The sequence below is a fragment of the Aquimarina acroporae genome, from assembly GCF_023195925.1.
In the GTDB taxonomy this organism is placed as follows: domain Bacteria; phylum Bacteroidota; class Bacteroidia; order Flavobacteriales; family Flavobacteriaceae; genus Aquimarina; species Aquimarina acroporae.
In genome coordinates this window covers 704,576-720,533 of record NZ_JALPRE010000003.1, presented here as the reverse complement: position 1 = coordinate 720,533, position 15,958 = coordinate 704,576, and the positions used below count along the sequence as shown (strand labels likewise).

Annotated in this window: 13 protein-coding genes; 7 read left to right on the top strand and 6 right to left on the bottom strand. The window is 35.8% G+C overall.

The window, feature by feature from the left end; all coding sequences use genetic code 11:
* Nucleotides 1-85 precede the first annotated feature (85 nt).
* From M0D21_RS07505 to M0D21_RS07480, 6 genes are all read left to right on the top strand, one after another.
* A complete protein-coding gene (locus tag M0D21_RS07505) occupies nucleotides 86-1,063 on the top strand; it encodes a M23 family metallopeptidase (protein ID WP_248327978.1) in 978 nt (325 codons plus the stop codon).
* Between the two features lie 7 nt (nucleotides 1,064-1,070).
* On the top strand, nucleotides 1,071-2,177 hold the full coding sequence (locus M0D21_RS07500; RefSeq protein WP_248327976.1) for a CapA family protein: 1,107 nt from the start codon (nucleotides 1,071-1,073) through the stop codon (nucleotides 2,175-2,177).
* 4 nt (nucleotides 2,178-2,181) lie between these two features.
* A complete protein-coding gene (locus M0D21_RS07495) occupies nucleotides 2,182-2,511 on the top strand; it encodes a MerR family transcriptional regulator (protein ID WP_248327974.1) in 330 nt (109 codons plus the stop codon).
* Nucleotides 2,512-2,636: 125 nt separating this feature from the next.
* Nucleotides 2,637-3,239, top strand: a complete 603-nt coding sequence (locus M0D21_RS07490; protein WP_248327972.1) for a LemA family protein — start codon at nucleotides 2,637-2,639, stop codon at nucleotides 3,237-3,239.
* On the top strand, nucleotides 3,239-3,676 hold the full coding sequence (locus tag M0D21_RS07485) for a TPM domain-containing protein (RefSeq protein ID WP_248327970.1): 438 nt from the start codon (nucleotides 3,239-3,241) through the stop codon (nucleotides 3,674-3,676). The genes M0D21_RS07490 and M0D21_RS07485 overlap by 1 nt, the downstream gene beginning before the upstream one ends.
* Nucleotides 3,677-4,480, top strand: coding sequence for a TPM domain-containing protein (locus M0D21_RS07480; RefSeq protein ID WP_248327968.1), 804 nt, complete (start codon nucleotides 3,677-3,679; stop codon nucleotides 4,478-4,480).
* An 89-nt stretch (nucleotides 4,481-4,569) separates the two neighbouring features.
* Here M0D21_RS07480 and der read toward each other — a convergent pair whose 3' ends face one another.
* The 4 genes from der to era form a co-directional block, all read right to left on the bottom strand.
* Nucleotides 4,570-5,877, bottom strand: coding sequence for a ribosome biogenesis GTPase Der (gene der, locus M0D21_RS07475; protein ID WP_248327966.1), 1,308 nt, complete (start codon nucleotides 5,875-5,877; stop codon nucleotides 4,570-4,572).
* A 237-nt stretch (nucleotides 5,878-6,114) separates the two neighbouring features.
* Nucleotides 6,115-7,647: a choice-of-anchor I family protein gene (locus tag M0D21_RS07470; RefSeq protein WP_248327964.1), complete on the bottom strand. Its 1,533-nt coding sequence runs from the start codon at nucleotides 7,645-7,647 to the stop codon at nucleotides 6,115-6,117.
* Nucleotides 7,648-7,817: 170 nt separating this feature from the next.
* Complete coding sequence (locus M0D21_RS07465) at nucleotides 7,818-10,565, bottom strand: collagen-binding domain-containing protein (protein WP_248327962.1); 2,748 nt, start codon at nucleotides 10,563-10,565, stop codon at nucleotides 7,818-7,820.
* 384 nt (nucleotides 10,566-10,949) lie between these two features.
* Nucleotides 10,950-11,834, bottom strand: coding sequence for a GTPase Era (gene era, locus M0D21_RS07460; RefSeq protein ID WP_248327960.1), 885 nt, complete (start codon nucleotides 11,832-11,834; stop codon nucleotides 10,950-10,952).
* 211 nt (nucleotides 11,835-12,045) lie between these two features.
* On the opposite strand from era, the gene M0D21_RS07455 reads away from it, so the two are divergent.
* Entirely contained in the window at nucleotides 12,046-14,070 is a 2,025-nt protein-coding gene (locus tag M0D21_RS07455; protein WP_248327958.1) for an OmpA family protein, read from the top strand.
* On the opposite strand, the gene M0D21_RS07450 is transcribed toward M0D21_RS07455, so the two are convergent.
* Nucleotides 14,071-15,414, bottom strand: coding sequence for an alanine/glycine:cation symporter family protein (locus tag M0D21_RS07450; protein WP_248327956.1), 1,344 nt, complete (start codon nucleotides 15,412-15,414; stop codon nucleotides 14,071-14,073).
* A 40-nt stretch (nucleotides 15,415-15,454) separates the two neighbouring features.
* Nucleotides 15,455-15,928 (bottom strand): RNA methyltransferase, encoded by a 474-nt coding sequence (locus M0D21_RS07445; RefSeq protein WP_248327954.1) that lies wholly within the window; start codon nucleotides 15,926-15,928, stop codon nucleotides 15,455-15,457.
* Between the last annotated feature and the right edge of the window lie 30 nt (nucleotides 15,929-15,958).

Here is a 15,958-nt window from a genome sequence, read left to right as displayed (position 1 = left end):
ACATTTTCTTATATTTGTTGCGTTGTCTTGTAATGAAAACAGGACTTTTTGTTTGATATCCTGCAAAAATAGCATATTTTAGATTATGTCAAAGGTTAAATATTACTATGATAGTGACACGCTTTCTTATCGCAGAATAGAGCAAAAGAAAGGGCGCAAAGTAGGTATTGCAGCATTAAGTATAGTTGGTGCTCTTTTGGCCGGCTTTATACTTCTCCTTATTTATTTAAATATCCCTCAATTAGAAACTCCAAAAGAAAAAGCTTTAAGACGTGAATTGGAGAATATGGAGCTTCAATATGACCTGATGAACAAAAGGCTAAAACGCAATGAAGACATCTTGGGTGAAATTGCAGAACGTGATGATAATATTTACCGTTTATACTTTGGAGCAGAACCTATTTCTGACGAGGTAAGAAATGCAGGTTTTGGAGGTGTAAATCGATATAAAGATCTTGAAGGTTTCGATAATTCTGAAATGATCATCGAAAGTAGTAAACGTATTGACAAACTCACCAAACAAATTGTAATACAATCAAAGTCATTGGATGACATCGCTGCCCTAGCAGAACAGAAAGAAGAGTTATTAGCTACAATCCCTGCGATACAACCTATTCAAAATTCTGATTTAAAAAGAATGGCTTCTGGGTATGGATGGCGAAGTGACCCATTCACCAAAGCAAGAAAGTTTCATTATGGCATGGATTTCTCTGCAGCAACAGGAACTCCTATCTATGCATCTGGAAACGGTGTTGTAACCCGTGCCGATGCTAATTCTACAGGATATGGAAAACACATAAGAATAGATCATGGATTTAATTATGTGAGTCTATATGCACATCTAAGCAAATACAATGTAAAGAAAGGTCAAAAAGTAAACCGTGGTGATATTATAGGTTATGTTGGAAGTACAGGGCGATCAGTAGCACCACATTTACATTATGAGATTTTTAAAGACGGAGAACGCATTAATCCTCGTAATTTCTACTATGGAAGTTTAACTTCAGAAGAGTTTAACGAAATGCTTAAAGCTTCAAACCTAATTAACGAAACCTTAGATTAAGCCTTTTATGCGTTATCTATTTTTTATTGCTGTTATTTTTGGTATCAGCACATCGATGCAAGCTCAAAAATATTCAAAGCAAGCTGTTGATTCGATGTATGTTATTGCAATAAAAACCCAGGAAGAACTTTCCAAACCAAAGGAAATTAAGATTATGGCTGTTGGTGATATCATGATGGGAACCAATTTCCCAAATGACAGTTATCTTCCTCGGGACGGGAAAGGTCCTTTTGATGATGTAAATACCATTCTTACTCAAGCCGATATTCTCTTTGGAAATCTTGAAGGCACCCTTACTGATGAAGGAGAAAATGCTAAAAGATGCTCAGACCCATCAAAATGTTATTCTTTTAGGTCCCCAGAATCTTATGGGAAATATTTAGAAGATTCTGGCTTTGATGTTATGAGTATTGCTAATAATCACATTGGTGATTTTGGAGCTGTTGGAATAAAAAACACCTCTAAAACTCTTGAAAAACATAACATTGCTTATGCCGGTGTTTTCGCTCAACCCTCTACTATTTTCGAAAAAAATGGTATAACGTATGGGTTTTGTGCTTTTGCACCAAATAAAGATTGCTTAAAAATTCATAACTTAACCAATGCAAAAAAAATTGTTCAGGAGCTTAAGCAAAAAGCAGACATTGTAATTGTTTCGTTCCATGGTGGTGCCGAAGGGTTCAAACATACTCATGTTACCCGTAAAACAGAACGTTTTTATGGTGAAGATCGAGGAAATGTGTACAAATTTGCACATACGATGATTGATGCAGGTGCAGACATAGTATTGGGTCATGGCCCTCACGTTTCTAGAGCCTTTGAAGTATACAATAATAAGTTTATAGCCTATAGCTTAGGTAATTTTTGCACATTTTCAAGATTTAATCTGGACGGCGTAAAAGGTTACGCTCCTATTGCCGAAGTGGTAATTGATCTTGAAGGAAATTTTATAAAAGGGAAACTTCATTCTGCTAAGCAAATTGATGAAATATATCCTTTTATGGATGAAAAAAAAGGTGCTTTAAAGGAAATTAAACGATTAACCGAAGAAGATTTCCCAGAAAGTAAACTCCTTTTTGAAGAAGACGGAAGTTTTAGCCAACAAAAAGAGTAACACTATGTATGTAGACTTACCTAAAAAAATGTACTATGGTATTGGCGAAGTAGCCGAAGCTTTTCATGTAAATACTTCGCTAATTCGATTTTGGGAAAAGGAATTTGATATTCTTAAACCCAAAAAAAATGCAAAAGGCAATAGGAAGTTCACTCCCGAAGATATCAAAAACCTCGAATTAATTTATCACCTTGTTAAAGAACGTGGTTTTACCTTAGAAGGTGCCAAAATTCATCTCAAAGAACAAAAACAGGAAACCCTTGACACTTTCGACATCATACGAAAACTAGAAGCTATTAAGGGGCAACTCCTTAAAATAAAAGAGCAGTTATAATTTTATTTCACCAGAATTGTATTCATTTCGATAGTTACATGATAAAAAAATCATCTAGAGGTGAAACAAAATGAAGTAATTGTATACTAATCTATTAGAGTAATCAGAAAACAACCACATTTTAAATGAAAAAGATTTTAATTCCCATAATAGTTCTTGTTGTATTAGCAGGAGGCTTATATAGCTTATTTGCCGGAAGATATAACAAGGCCATAACACTACAAGAAGACGCAAAAACAGCATGGTCAAATGTTGAAAGTGCTTACCAAAGAAGAAGTGACCTTATCGGGAACCTGGTAAAAACTGTACAAGGAGCAGCAGATTTTGAACGCTCTACGTTAAAAGAGGTGATTGAAGCCAGATCAAAAGCTACCTCGGTAAATATTGACCCAAGTAATATTACAGCGGATCAAATGGCACAATTTCAGCAGGCACAGAGTGGATTATCATCTGCATTATCCAGATTATTGGTGACTGTTGAACGATACCCAGATTTAAAAGCCAATCAAAATTTCTTGAATTTACAAACACAACTCGAAGGAACGGAAAACCGAATTAATGTTGAGCGAAACAGATACAACGAAACGGTCGGACAATACAATAAGTATATAAAAGTATTTCCAAATAATTTTGTTCTTGGTATGTTCGGAAGTTTTGACGAAATGGCAAGATTTAAAGCTGATGAAGGCGCTGATAAGGCTCCAGATGTAGATTTTGATTTTAAGTAATGTCTAAAGTAGAAGATTTTCTTACCGCTACCCAGGAACAGCAAATTGTTGGAGCTATACGCCAAGCCGAAAACACTACTTCGGGTGAAATTCGCGTGCATATCGAAAGCCATACAGAACTTGATGTTCTGGACAGAACCAAAGAGGTTTTTCATTACTTAAAGATGGATAACACCATTCAACGAAATGGTGTCCTCATCTATGTTGCGGTAGAAGATCACAACTTTGCAATTTATGGAGATGAAGGTATACATAAGATCGTAGGAGATAACTTCTGGGAAAGTACCAAAGATGCTATCCTTTCCAAATTTAAAGAAGGAGATTTTACTCAAGGTCTAATTGATGGAGTTTTACTTGCTGGTGAGCAATTACAAAAATACTTCCCCTGGGAACATGGGGATATCAATGAATTACCAGATGAAATATCAAAAGGATAGATGAAAACAGTACAACAATTTATAGGTTCTCATGTATTACTTTTAACGATATTAATCGCTACAGGAACTTCTTTATGGGGGCAAAGAGCTATTCCTGCCAAGCCTAAATTTCAAACTGCTGTTTATGATGAAGCAACTATGCTTTCTCCTTCTCAGGCAAAACGTTTAGAACAAAAACTGGTTCGGTATTCTGATACTACTTCTACACAAATTGTGGTAGCCACTATAAATTCATTACAGGGAGAAAACATTGGGTTATATGCTGCAGAATGGGCTCATGAATGGGGAATTGGACAAGAAAAAGAAGATAATGGGGTTTTCATTCTGGTTGCAAAAAATGATCGTAAAATTTGGATTGCCACAGGCTACGGTGTAGAGGAAAAACTTACCGATTTCATGTCGAAGACCATTGTCGACCAAATTATTACACCAGAATTTAAAAAAGGGAATTTTTATGGAGGGCTCGACAAAGGAACCACAGCCATTTTTGAAGTATTAGATGGCACTTTTAAAGGTTCTAGAAAAGGTTCTGGCAATAAAATTTCTATAGGGCAGATCATATTTCTGGTGATTATTTTCATTATTATCTTAAAAGCTATTTCTAAGAGTAACCGCGGAAATGATGGTAGAGGAAACCGAGGCAGAAGATCAGGAAGCGGTAGTCTGCTAGACGTTATTATCTTAAGCAATATGGGTCGAGGAAGCTTTGGCGGAGGATCCTCTGGCGGCTTTGGAGGCGGTGGTTTCGGCGGCGGCTTTGGCGGTGGCGGCTTTGGCGGTGGCGGCGCAGGTGGAAGCTGGTAATAACCAAGAGATAGCTTAACCTACAAAACCAATCTATCATCTTACCATTGTAAGAATAGACCAAAAAAACGCTAACTTGACCTTATTTACTATTTCTTTCTGAAGTATACAGAAATTGGCACGCCATGAAAATCGAATTCTTTACGTAATTGATTTTCAATAAAACGCTTGTAAGGATCTCTAAGGTACTGAGGTAAGTTACAGAAAAAGGCAAACTGAGGTTGCGGTGTTGGCAACTGTGTAATATACTTAATCTTAATATACTTCCCTTTGTAAGCTGGTGGCGGGTTATTTTCTATGATAGGCAACAACACATCGTTAAGCTCACTGGTTTTAATTTTTTTAGAACGGTTTTTATAGACTTCTACAGCTGTTTCTATAGCTTTATAAATTCGCTGCTTTGTAAGTGCCGAAATGAAGATAATAGGCACATCTGTAAAAGGTTCTATTTCTTTTCGAATCTGTCTCTCAAAATCTTTAAGCGTGTTACTTTCCTTATTTTCGATAAGATCCCATTTATTTACGAGTATTACAACTCCTTTACGGTTGCGCTCTGCCAACCAAAAGATATTTTGCACCTGACCGTCAAACCCTCTTGTGGCATCAAGTACTAATAAACAAACATCACTATGCTCTATTGCTCTTACCGATCGCATCACAGAGTAAAACTCAAGATCCTCTTTTACCTTCGATTTTCTACGAATCCCTGCTGTATCTACTAGGTTAAATTCGAAACCAAAACGATTGTACTTTGTATCTATAGAATCCCTTGTAGTTCCTGCTATATCGGTTACAATATATCTATCTTCACCAATAAGCGCATTTATAAACGAGGATTTACCGGCATTAGGTCTTCCTACCACCGCAAATCTCGGTAATTCATCTTCTTCCCGTTCTTCTTTTTCTGGCAATGCTTCAACCAAAGCATCTAAAAGCTCACCGGTACCACTACCATTAATACTGGCAATAGTATAATATTCTCCAAGCCCCAAGCTGTAAAATTCCACCGCATCTGCGGCTCTACGAGCATTATCTACTTTGTTTACCGCTACAAAAACCGGTTTATCTACCTTGCGAAGTAAATTCGCAACATCTTCATCCATTCCTGTAATTCCAGACTCTACATCCACCATAAAAATAATAGCATCAGCTTCATCAATAGCCAATTCTACCTGTTTATCGATTTCTGCTTCAAAAATATCGTCACTTCCTACTACATACCCTCCGGTATCAATAAGAGAGAATTCTACTCCGTTCCAATCACTTTTTCCATAGTGGCGATCTCTGGTAACTCCACTTACTGCATCAACAATAGCTTCTCTTCTTTGAATCAATCGATTAAAAAAAGTTGATTTCCCTACATTAGGTCGCCCTACAATTGCTACGATATTGCTCATCTGAGGTTTTTCTAAATTTTGTGCAAAATTAGACTTTTTATTTTAGCAATACTACAGATATCTTATCAGATTGATATTTAGATAAAAAGTGCAGAAAAATAAAAAGCTCCACGGTCGTGAGACCAGTGGAACTTTTCATAATTGATAGTCAGTCAGTGAAATAATTACTTGTTCAAATATACCAACTATTTCATTGAAGTTGGTTACTGTAAAACAACAAACTTTTTATGGAACTCATTAATCCTCGGTTCCTACCTCATAAATAGCTACCGTATTCGATACTTCATGGGTAATAATTACCAAAGCATTTCCTGTTGGACTATCTGCTGCTTTTACAGTAATTAGACCTTCTGGACTAATATCACTAACGTCTCTTAACCATTCTAAAAATTTAGGGCTTGATGGGTTAGATATATCATACACCATTACTCCTCCTGTTCGCTCTAAACCAACAAATAGCAAAGTTGTTTTTCCTACTTTTAAAACTTCAACAGCTTCTGGCTCTGCTCCCTTATCATCAGACCTCTTATCTGCATCTCCTCCTTCATTATTATTGAATGCGCTTGGATCAAGATCAAAAACGGTTTTTCCTATTTGATCGCCACTATCATATATTACAGTTCCCGAAGTAGACCAAATGGTAAACGACCTAGCTCCGTAGGCATAAATTTGATCAATATCTCCATCTCCATCTATATCCCCATTGGCAGTAGTAGTCTTTAACCTTCCAAGATTTTCGTCTAACTGTAAAGCTGCTGCATTTGGATACATGGTAGGATCAAGATTTAGATCCTTTACTCTTTCCTCTTCTGAATACCCATCATAATCTCTTGCATCACCTTCGTTTGCAGTAATTAAATACTCTCCTCCTCTAATTTTTGCATAAGTAATTGCATCTGGATGATAGAATCCAAGCACAGGCCAGTTTTGGAAATTTCCGACGATATCATCCTTATCACTAGCATCTATTTGATTGGCTGGTAAAGAATAATCCTTCACTCCTAACCCTATAATATCGGAGATTACTTTCGACTGTAGATCAACCACTGCTATACCATTATTCTCTTGTAAGGTTACATATGCAGTTTTTGAATCTTTAGATATTGCTACATACTCTGGTTCGACATCTTGAGCAAAAGAAGCGCCCGGACCAAATACTCTTAAATCACTACCAATGCTCTCTGTTGAAAACCCAGTGAATCCGGCGTTATTTACCTCTCCAGTTATAGTGTTTATTATCGTTACAGATCCCTCAGGGTCATTTGTATATAGATCATCTGGCTCACCTTCATTGGCAGCTACAATATATTTCCCATTTGGACTAAAGGTTACCATGTCTGGAAGAGGACCTGCAGGATACGTACTTAACAATTGTTGCGAATTTGAATCGTATGTTGCTACAGTTCCGTTTGCTTGCTTGTTTGCCGCATTTTCAAGAGCTACTGCAACTGTTCCATCATAAACTGCAACACTATTTGGAATACCATTTAAAGAAATAGCGGTTCCTTTTACAGGTGTTGATGGATCTGATAAATCCCATACAGATAGCACTCCATCATTTGGATTTACAACAAATAGTTTATTTGTTTTGGCATCAAAGGCAGAAATTTCTGCAAAGCCTTCATCTCCTGTTCCGTTGATAAAACTCCCTATTTTATCAAAAGTAAGATTTTCGTTACTTCCTCCACCACTATAATCATCAAGATCACAAGAAACCAAAGTTCCGGTTAGTATTGCAGTAAAAAGAATCGATTTGTTAAAGATTTTCATTGTAGATAATGTTTTGTGTGATTAAAACCTCAAATGTTATTATCCAATATTTCTTTAACGTTATGAAAAAGCTAAAAAACCTAATGAAAACTATCTGCTTATATTAAGAATAAGAAAAGCCTGTCATAAGTTATGACAGGCCTTTGTATTTGGTTGGATAGTTAATCCATTTAATTAATTACAAATCTTTTCACCATACTAAATCCTTCATCACCTTTAATATGGATCACATACACACCAGAAGATAGTTTAGAGAATCGTCCTAAATCGATGCTCATATCTGATTTACCAGCATCCATCACTTTTGTAATTACTGATCCCATTACTCTACCAGAAAGGTTATGTATAGATACAGTAATAAACTGGCTCTTTTGTAAAGACAAGTCTACAGAAAGATCTCCATCTGGTCTCAACAATGTAGGATACACTGCTGCTGCAAAAGTAGACGGCCCTCCATCACAATCTTCAACTGTAATTGTAACGTCTGCTGTTTTTTCACATCCATTTTTTGTAATGGCAACTGTGTAGGTTGTAGTCACCTCTGGAGAAACCGTAATACTTTGTGTAGTTTCACCAGTAGACCAAAGATAAGAATCACCTCCTCTAGATGCTGTTAACGTAACTGAAGTTTTTGCAATACTAAACACTGGCTGATCATCTAAACAAATAGTTTCATCGACCCCTGCGAAGGCAGTAAAATCTGTTACAGTCACCAATACCTCATCGCTAACTTCACAAGCTCCTTTGGTAACAGTTACAGAATAGTTTGTAACTTCAGTTGGCGTTACTGTTATAGTTTGTGTAGTTTCTCCTGTAGACCATAAATAAGAATCTCCCTCGGTAGCAATAAGTGTTACAGAATCACCTAAACAGATAAACTGATCATCTCCAAGATTTAATTTTAATTCTTCGACAGTTACTACTACTGTATCAGAACCTTCACAACCACCTTTATTTACTATTACAGTATATTCTGTTGTCTCTCCTGGAGTCACCTCTATTGATTGCGTTGTTTCACCAGTAGACCACTCATAAGAGTCTCCTTCACTTGCTGCTAAGGTGATCGTTTCTCCTAAACAAATAGTTTGATCATCACCAGCACTTACATTACCAAGGTCAGAAAAGGTAACGGTTACTTCATCACTATCTTCACAATCTTTACAATCTTTAACAGTAACGGTATATGTTCCAGACTCTGTAACTGTGATTGACGGAGTAGTTTCACCCGTTGACCATAAGTAATTTACTTCACTGTTTTGAGTAGTAATACAGTCTCCTAAATTAAAATTAAAATCACCTCTATTAAAGTTACGATCTGAGGTATCGAACCATCCAGAACCTCCTAATCTACCAACTTCATCTTCGGTAACATTGGCTCCGTTTCCTATTTGAAACGACGGGCCTTTTCTAGTGATACTAAATGACCAAGATCCATCGGTTTGAGAAACTGTTCCACTTACATCGGTATAGTAAACCCATCCATCTGTATTTTCGGTATTACAATCATGGTTTTTAGGACTACCAGATGGAGTACTTGTAGTTCTTCCGGTATAGGTAACGTCTACTTCTAAAGTAATTTGTGCATCATTATTATCGACTACAGTTCCTTTAAGAGTTGCCGTTCCATCTGCTAATTCTTGCCATTGCAAATCAACATTTGAAAAACGTCTTACAATATTATTTCTATCATCTTTAAGCCATAATACGTAGTAAAAATCTCTACCACATCTATAGGTATTTTCTATGCCATAAACCTCTGTACAATCGGTACATGTAGATACTCCCGATACCGAAGCTGTAAGAGTTACTTCTGTCTCTCCGCAAACGTCAACATCATCTCCAGCATCTACATTAATAGCACATGGATCTGGGTTTTCTACTTCTATACAAGGCTCAAATGGATGATGATGTAATTCCCCACCGATATGATTATAATTAGCGGCGATTACTTGTCCATTTATATTTCCGGAAGAGTTTTTGGTGACATCAGCTTTGGGAGCAAATAGTGTTCCCACTAGAGTTCCTCCTCCGTTCAACGTAATATTTTGAGCATTATAAAAATTCCACAAGATAAAACGCCCATGCTGATCTCCAATATTATTCATATTAAAAACATTCCAGTCAAAAGTTGACGCTGTATTTACATTAATAATAACTGGAGTATTTACGTCTGGCTCATTTTCAAAAGTTAAGTAAGGTAGGCCTAACAATTCTGCACCTGTTAAGTTAATAACATTCACTTTATTAGGAGCCAGGATAATTTTATAATCTGAACTAACAACTACATTAGCAGATAAACTACTCCATGCCATAGCTTTGGCTATAAAATCTGTAAAAGCAGCCTCGAAATTGATAACATTACTTTTTGAAACGGTGTTACCTTCTTGCTTTCTTTGCACCTGAATTCTAGGTTTAGCATCATAAGCCCCTGAAGTCACTCTGGTATTTACCGAAGCACTGTTGAGATCTATATCATGAACACTAGATCCGCTCATATTTCCAACTTTTACGTACCCATGATTAAGGTGAATTCCTTCTCCCGAATCATAAATAACCTTACCATTAATTACTAATGAAGAAGGTTCGCTATCTCCATTAAAAGCATGTTCTCCTCCTGTATGAGCTGCAATTGTAATAATTCCGCTCATAGTAAGATCTCCACCAATTGCTATAGGTCCCTCTGTATCTCCTCCTTTAACTGTTGTAGCATTTCTAATAAATGCATTATACCCTAAACTTGCGTTTAACGGGTTTTCGCAAGTAGTACCTGGATCAGGATTAATTTCTTCGACTTTGCTATCATCAGGATTCATAAATCCGGTAGATAACGTAAAGATCAAAATCATAGTGAAGGTAAAGGTCATATAAAAATATCCCCTCTTCCCTCGTTCGCTAAGTTTTTTTGTGAATTTTGACATGGGTTGCTGTGTTTGATTAAATTCAAAATTGAATTTGCTAGTTAATATTTTGGGTTTTAATAATATACTCGACTACTTTCATAGTTATGAAATCATTACTATATCATAGAGAACAAATGATTTTAAAAAACCTATTTATTTTCTGTAAACTAAAAAAGGATGTATTTGCTTTTAGCGCGTGCGAAGAAGTACTTTTTACTCATATTTTGGGGCGTTGTTTTGAAATTTGGATCACTAAAATATACATTACGTATTGAAGATCAGTTATAAAAACTTAAAAAACGTTAAAGTGCTATTTTTTTTCTACAAAACACATGTATAATCAAAAAAATTAAAGAAAAAACCTACAATAAAATTAATAAATTACTGAAAAACAAGATGATACTATTTATTATTATACCCAAAACGTTTAAGTTGACGTTGGTTACTTCTCCAGTTTTTATTAATCTTTACATACAACTCAAGATGTACCTTTTTATTAAAGAACTTTTCAAGTTCTTTTCGCGATTCTACACCTACTCTTTTTAGAGCTGCTCCTTTATGGCCTATAATAATTCCTTTTTGAGAATCTCTTTCTACCATTATTACAGAACGCATTCTAATTATGGTATCATCTTCTATGAATTCTTCAGTTTCTACTTCGACAGCATAGGGAATTTCTTTTTTGTAATGCAGAAGAATTTTTTCTCTTATGGATTCATTTACAAAAAATCGTTCAGGCTTATCGGTTAATTGATCTTTTGGATAAAAAGGAGGAGAATCTGGCAGTAACTCTACTAAGCGATCAAAGACTTCTTTTATATTAAAATTCTCTAGTGCTGATATAGGATATATTTCAGCATTAGACACTTTCTCTGCCCAAAATTGCACCTGTTCTTCTAACTGTTCTTGATTAGACTGATCAATTTTATTGAGTAATAATAAAACAGGAATCTTAGCATTACGAATCTTATTGAAAAAAGCTTCATCCTTAAGTTCTTTCTCTCCAATTTCAACCATGTAAATGAGAACATCTGCATCTTCAAAGGCAGACTTCACAAAATCCATCATTGACTCCTGCAACTCATAAGCCGGTTTAATAATGCCCGGAGTGTCTGATAAAATCATCTGAAAATCATCTCCATTTACAATACCTAATATTCTATGTCGAGTGGTTTGCGCTTTTGATGTTATAATAGATAATTTTTCTCCTACAAAAGCATTCATAAGTGTAGACTTACCTACATTAGGATTACCAATTATGTTTACAAAACCTGCTTTATGAGCCATACCGTGTATTTTTCACAAAGGTATATCAATAATAAACAAGAATGTAATTATCATATTAGATAATTCCTATTTATTAACAGAATCATGCTAAAAATGGTTAGCAAATAATTATCAATCTGTTATTTTTCTTTTTATTTTTTTATAAATTTAATTCCAGTATGTTTTCAAAACCCCATGAGGACACAATGTTTTAACAAAATACTGGGATACTTTGAAAAATTGCTTATCAATTCCTTTTTCTGTATTTGCAAGAAAATCGCTTATTATTATAAGTGTCCTGCATTTATCATTCTCAACCCTTTACGGGCAAGGATTTGATAAGCAATTGGCTAAGGCTAACAAAAGCTACGATGCTTTTGCTTATATCGATGCCAGAGCAATTTACTTGGACGTAGCCCAAAAAGGATACTCTTCTAGGCTTCTATATCAGAAATTGGCCGATTCCTTCTACTTCACTGCAGATTTAGACAAATCGGTAGAATGGTATGAAAAACTTCTTAATGATTATAAGGATGAAGTTGACCCAGAATACTTATTCAGATATGCCCAAAGCTTAAAAAGTGTCGAGAGATATGAAGAAGCAGATGAAATCATGAACAGCTTCTATGAGTTAACAGGGAATGACAAACGTGCGAACTTGTTTATCAACAAAAAGAATTATTTGGACTTTATCGAAATGCAATCTGGAAAATATGATTTGTTCAAATTGAATATAAACTCTAAAAATTCAGAATACGCTCCTAGTTTTAATCATAAAAATCAAATAGTTTTTGCTTCCTCCAGAGGTAAAGATTCACGAGATTCAAAAATGCACGGCTGGACCAAAACTCCATTTCTGGATCTTTTTGCATCTACCATAGACGAAGATCAAATCACACTTAAAGAACCCGAAAAATTAAAAGGAAAAATAAACACCAAATTTCATGAATCATCAACCACATTCAGTAAAGATGGTAAAACCGTTTATTTTTCTAGGAATAACTATACTAATAACAAATTAGGAACCAGTAAAAAAGGAGTTGTACTTTTAAAAATCTATAGTGCCACTTTAAAAGAAGGGAAATGGACCGATATTAAGGAACTACCTTTTTCAAGTGATAATTATTCGGTATCCCATCCTGCACTTAGTCCCAACGGTAAAAAGTTATACTTTGCCAGTGATATGCCGGGAACTTTTGGACAATCTGATTTATATGTAGTAGATATTTTGGGAAATGGAAAATTTGGAAAACCTCAGAACTTAGGTGAAAAAATAAATACAGAAGGGAGAGAAACTTTTCCTTATGTAAGCAATAGTGGTAGGTTATATTTTTCTAGTGATGGTCATGTCGGTTTAGGTGGTTTAGATATTTTTGTAGCTGTACCTTCTGCAGAATCGGATACTGATTTTAATGGAGCCTTTAATGTAGGAAAACCCGTAAACAGCTCTAAAGACGACTTTACTTTTGTTCTAAATGAAGAAACCAAAATTGGTTACTTTGCTAGTAATCGTAGAGGAGGAAAAGGAAATGATGACATCTACAGTTTTAGACAAACCGAAGAATTAATTACCTCTTGCAAACAGTACATTCAAGGAATCATAAGTGATAAGGAAACTAATGAAAGTCTCCCCGGATCAGAAATAATGCTTTTTGATGATTCAGGAAATTTGATCGAACAAACGACCACCAATAGCCTTGGACAGTACACATTCGACATTGAGTGTGAAAGCCAGTACTCTTTAAAGATTTCAAAAGATGGATACATACCCAGAGATATTTCTATGGCTTCTGATGATACTTTTGAATTTACCAATGAGATATCTGTTCCTCTGGATCCCGAAAAGAAGAGTGACCTATTATTAACTTCGGTTGAAGTAAATATTGGTGATGATCTTTCCAAAATCCTTCAGCTTGAGCCTATTTATTTCAGTTTGGATGACTCTGAAATTTCTCCCGAAGCAGAAGTAGAACTTCAAAAGGTTATTTCAGCAATGAACATGTACCCAGATCTTAAAATTGAAGTTAGATCACATACCGATAGTAGGTCAAGTTTCTGGTATAATAAAAAGTTAAGTGTAAAACGGATGAGAGCCACAGTAAAGTATATCGTGGAAGAAGGAGAAATCTACTGGCGAAGAATTCGAGGTAAAGCCTATGGAGAAAGAAGGCTGATCAACAAATGCGAAGACGATGTTCCATGCACAGAAGAGGAACACCAAGAAAATCGAAGAAGTGAATTTATTGTTAGAAAATAACTATTCCTTATAACTTTTAAAGTATTCCTTAGCTAGGGCATTCACTTTGGGTGCAAGAATAAGACCTGAAAGCACTGTTGGAATTGCCATCATAGCAAACGCACTATCAATAAGATTGATAGCAAATTCTATTTTTACCACTGCCGAAACGACTATCGACAAAATGTAGATGTAATTATAATACTTCCCGTATTTTGGTTTGGTCAAGAACCCTAAACATGTCGTTCCGTAATAAGAATAGGAGAACAGGGTAGACAACGCGAAAACCAATACCATAATCATCACCACCCAATCTCCAATACCATAAGGTAATACAGAATTAAAAGCTTCCAGAGTGAGAGAAATACCATTATCACTGGTGGTTTTCCATACCCCTGTAGAAAGTATTGCTAAGGCTGTTAACGTACAAACCAATAACGTATCTATTGCCGGACCAATCATTGCGACCAACCCTTCTCGAATAGGCTCATTAGTTTTTGCTGTTCCATGCATCATAGGAGCTGTACCAATACCCGCTTCATTTGAAAAAGCGGCTCGCTTTACTCCAGTTTTTATGAGATACCCAAGCGCACCTCCAGCTGCAGCTTTACCAGAGAAAGCGTCAGATAAAATAAGACTAAACATATCTGGTATCACTTCTATTTGCAAAACCAGAATGGTTACAACGGTAACAAAATATAACAGTACCATAAAAGGAACCAGTTTACTTGCCACAACTCCTATTCTTTTTATTCCCCCCAGTATAACAATAGATGCAATAGCTGCCAAAACAATACCGATATACCATTTTGCAGTATCATTCCAATCTAATACATCTACCAAAGTTTGTGTTAACTGATTTGCTGTAAATGCAGGCAAAGTCCCTACCAAACCAGCTAAAGCGAAAAGAATAGCAAGTGGTTTCCAGTGTGCTCCCAAACCTTCTACTATGACATACATAGGACCACTTAGCAAATTACCTTTTTCATCTTTAGAACGATACATAACTGCCAAGGAACAGGTATAAAATTTTGTTGCCATCCCAATTAGCGCACTAATCCACATCCAGAAAACTGCACCAGGCCCTCCTGCAACTATTGCCACCGCCACACCACTTATATTTCCCATTCCCACGGTAGCTGCAATAGCCGAAGACAATGCTTGGAAATGGCTCAATTGACCCGGAGCTCGATCATCATCATACTTACCAGAAAGCACCTTAAGGGCATGTGCGAAATAAAGAAAAGGAGTACATCTAGAATACAACAAAAAGAACAACCCACCTCCAATAAGAAGAACTAGCAATGGCCAGTCCCAAACCCATGAACTAAATTTTGCAACAATATTCTCTATAGTTGAAAACATAATATTATACTTAGGTGAGTACTACTTCATTAAAACTTATCTATTCTGTATTTCTAATAAACCTTGGCTTATCTATTCCTCGATCATACATTACAATACTGCCTGCAACTGCAACATTAATACTCAATTCTGATGTAAACTTTACCAAAAACTGAGATTTCTCAATAGCTTTTTTAGATAGACCATGATCTTCTGCTCCCAATAGATAAACGCATCTTTTAGGATGATTAAACGACTCTAGAGAAATTGCTTCGTCTGTTAATTCTACACCCACCAACATAGCTCCCTTAGGTAAATGTTTATAAAAATCTTCAAAAGTATCGTAGTGGAAATACGGCATCGACTTAACCGCATTGTGAGTATCGCAAGCTTGTTTGGCATATCGGTTTCCTATGGTAAAAATGAAACTAGCTCCCATATTCTGCGCAGAACGCCAAAGTACACCTAAATTTTCTGGAGTTTTCCCATTTTGGATCCCAATACCAAAAAATTCATTCTCGAAATTATCTATCATGCGATAAAAATATGAAAAGATTGTAGTACG

Bases quoted from the DNA above. Each gene is read 5' to 3' on its own strand.
- M0D21_RS07465 (WP_248327962.1), bottom strand. From the start codon at position 10,565: ATGTCAAAATTCACAAAAAAACTTAGCGAACGAGGGAAGAGGGGATAT.
- M0D21_RS07470 (WP_248327964.1), bottom strand. From the start codon at position 7,647: ATGAAAATCTTTAACAAATCGATTCTTTTTACTGCAATACTAACCGGA.
- M0D21_RS07485 (WP_248327970.1), top strand. From the start codon at position 3,239: ATGTCTAAAGTAGAAGATTTTCTTACCGCTACCCAGGAACAGCAAATT.
- M0D21_RS07500 (WP_248327976.1), top strand. From the start codon at position 1,071: ATGCGTTATCTATTTTTTATTGCTGTTATTTTTGGTATCAGCACATCG.
- M0D21_RS07490 (WP_248327972.1), top strand. From the start codon at position 2,637: ATGAAAAAGATTTTAATTCCCATAATAGTTCTTGTTGTATTAGCAGGA.
- era (WP_248327960.1), bottom strand. From the start codon at position 11,834: ATGGCTCATAAAGCAGGTTTTGTAAACATAATTGGTAATCCTAATGTA.
- der (WP_248327966.1), bottom strand. From the start codon at position 5,877: ATGAGCAATATCGTAGCAATTGTAGGGCGACCTAATGTAGGGAAATCA.
- M0D21_RS07480 (WP_248327968.1), top strand. From the start codon at position 3,677: ATGAAAACAGTACAACAATTTATAGGTTCTCATGTATTACTTTTAACG.
- M0D21_RS07505 (WP_248327978.1), top strand. From the start codon at position 86: ATGTCAAAGGTTAAATATTACTATGATAGTGACACGCTTTCTTATCGC.
- M0D21_RS07450 (WP_248327956.1), bottom strand. From the start codon at position 15,414: ATGTTTTCAACTATAGAGAATATTGTTGCAAAATTTAGTTCATGGGTT.
- M0D21_RS07495 (WP_248327974.1), top strand. From the start codon at position 2,182: ATGTATGTAGACTTACCTAAAAAAATGTACTATGGTATTGGCGAAGTA.
- M0D21_RS07445 (WP_248327954.1), bottom strand. From the start codon at position 15,928: ATGATAGATAATTTCGAGAATGAATTTTTTGGTATTGGGATCCAAAAT.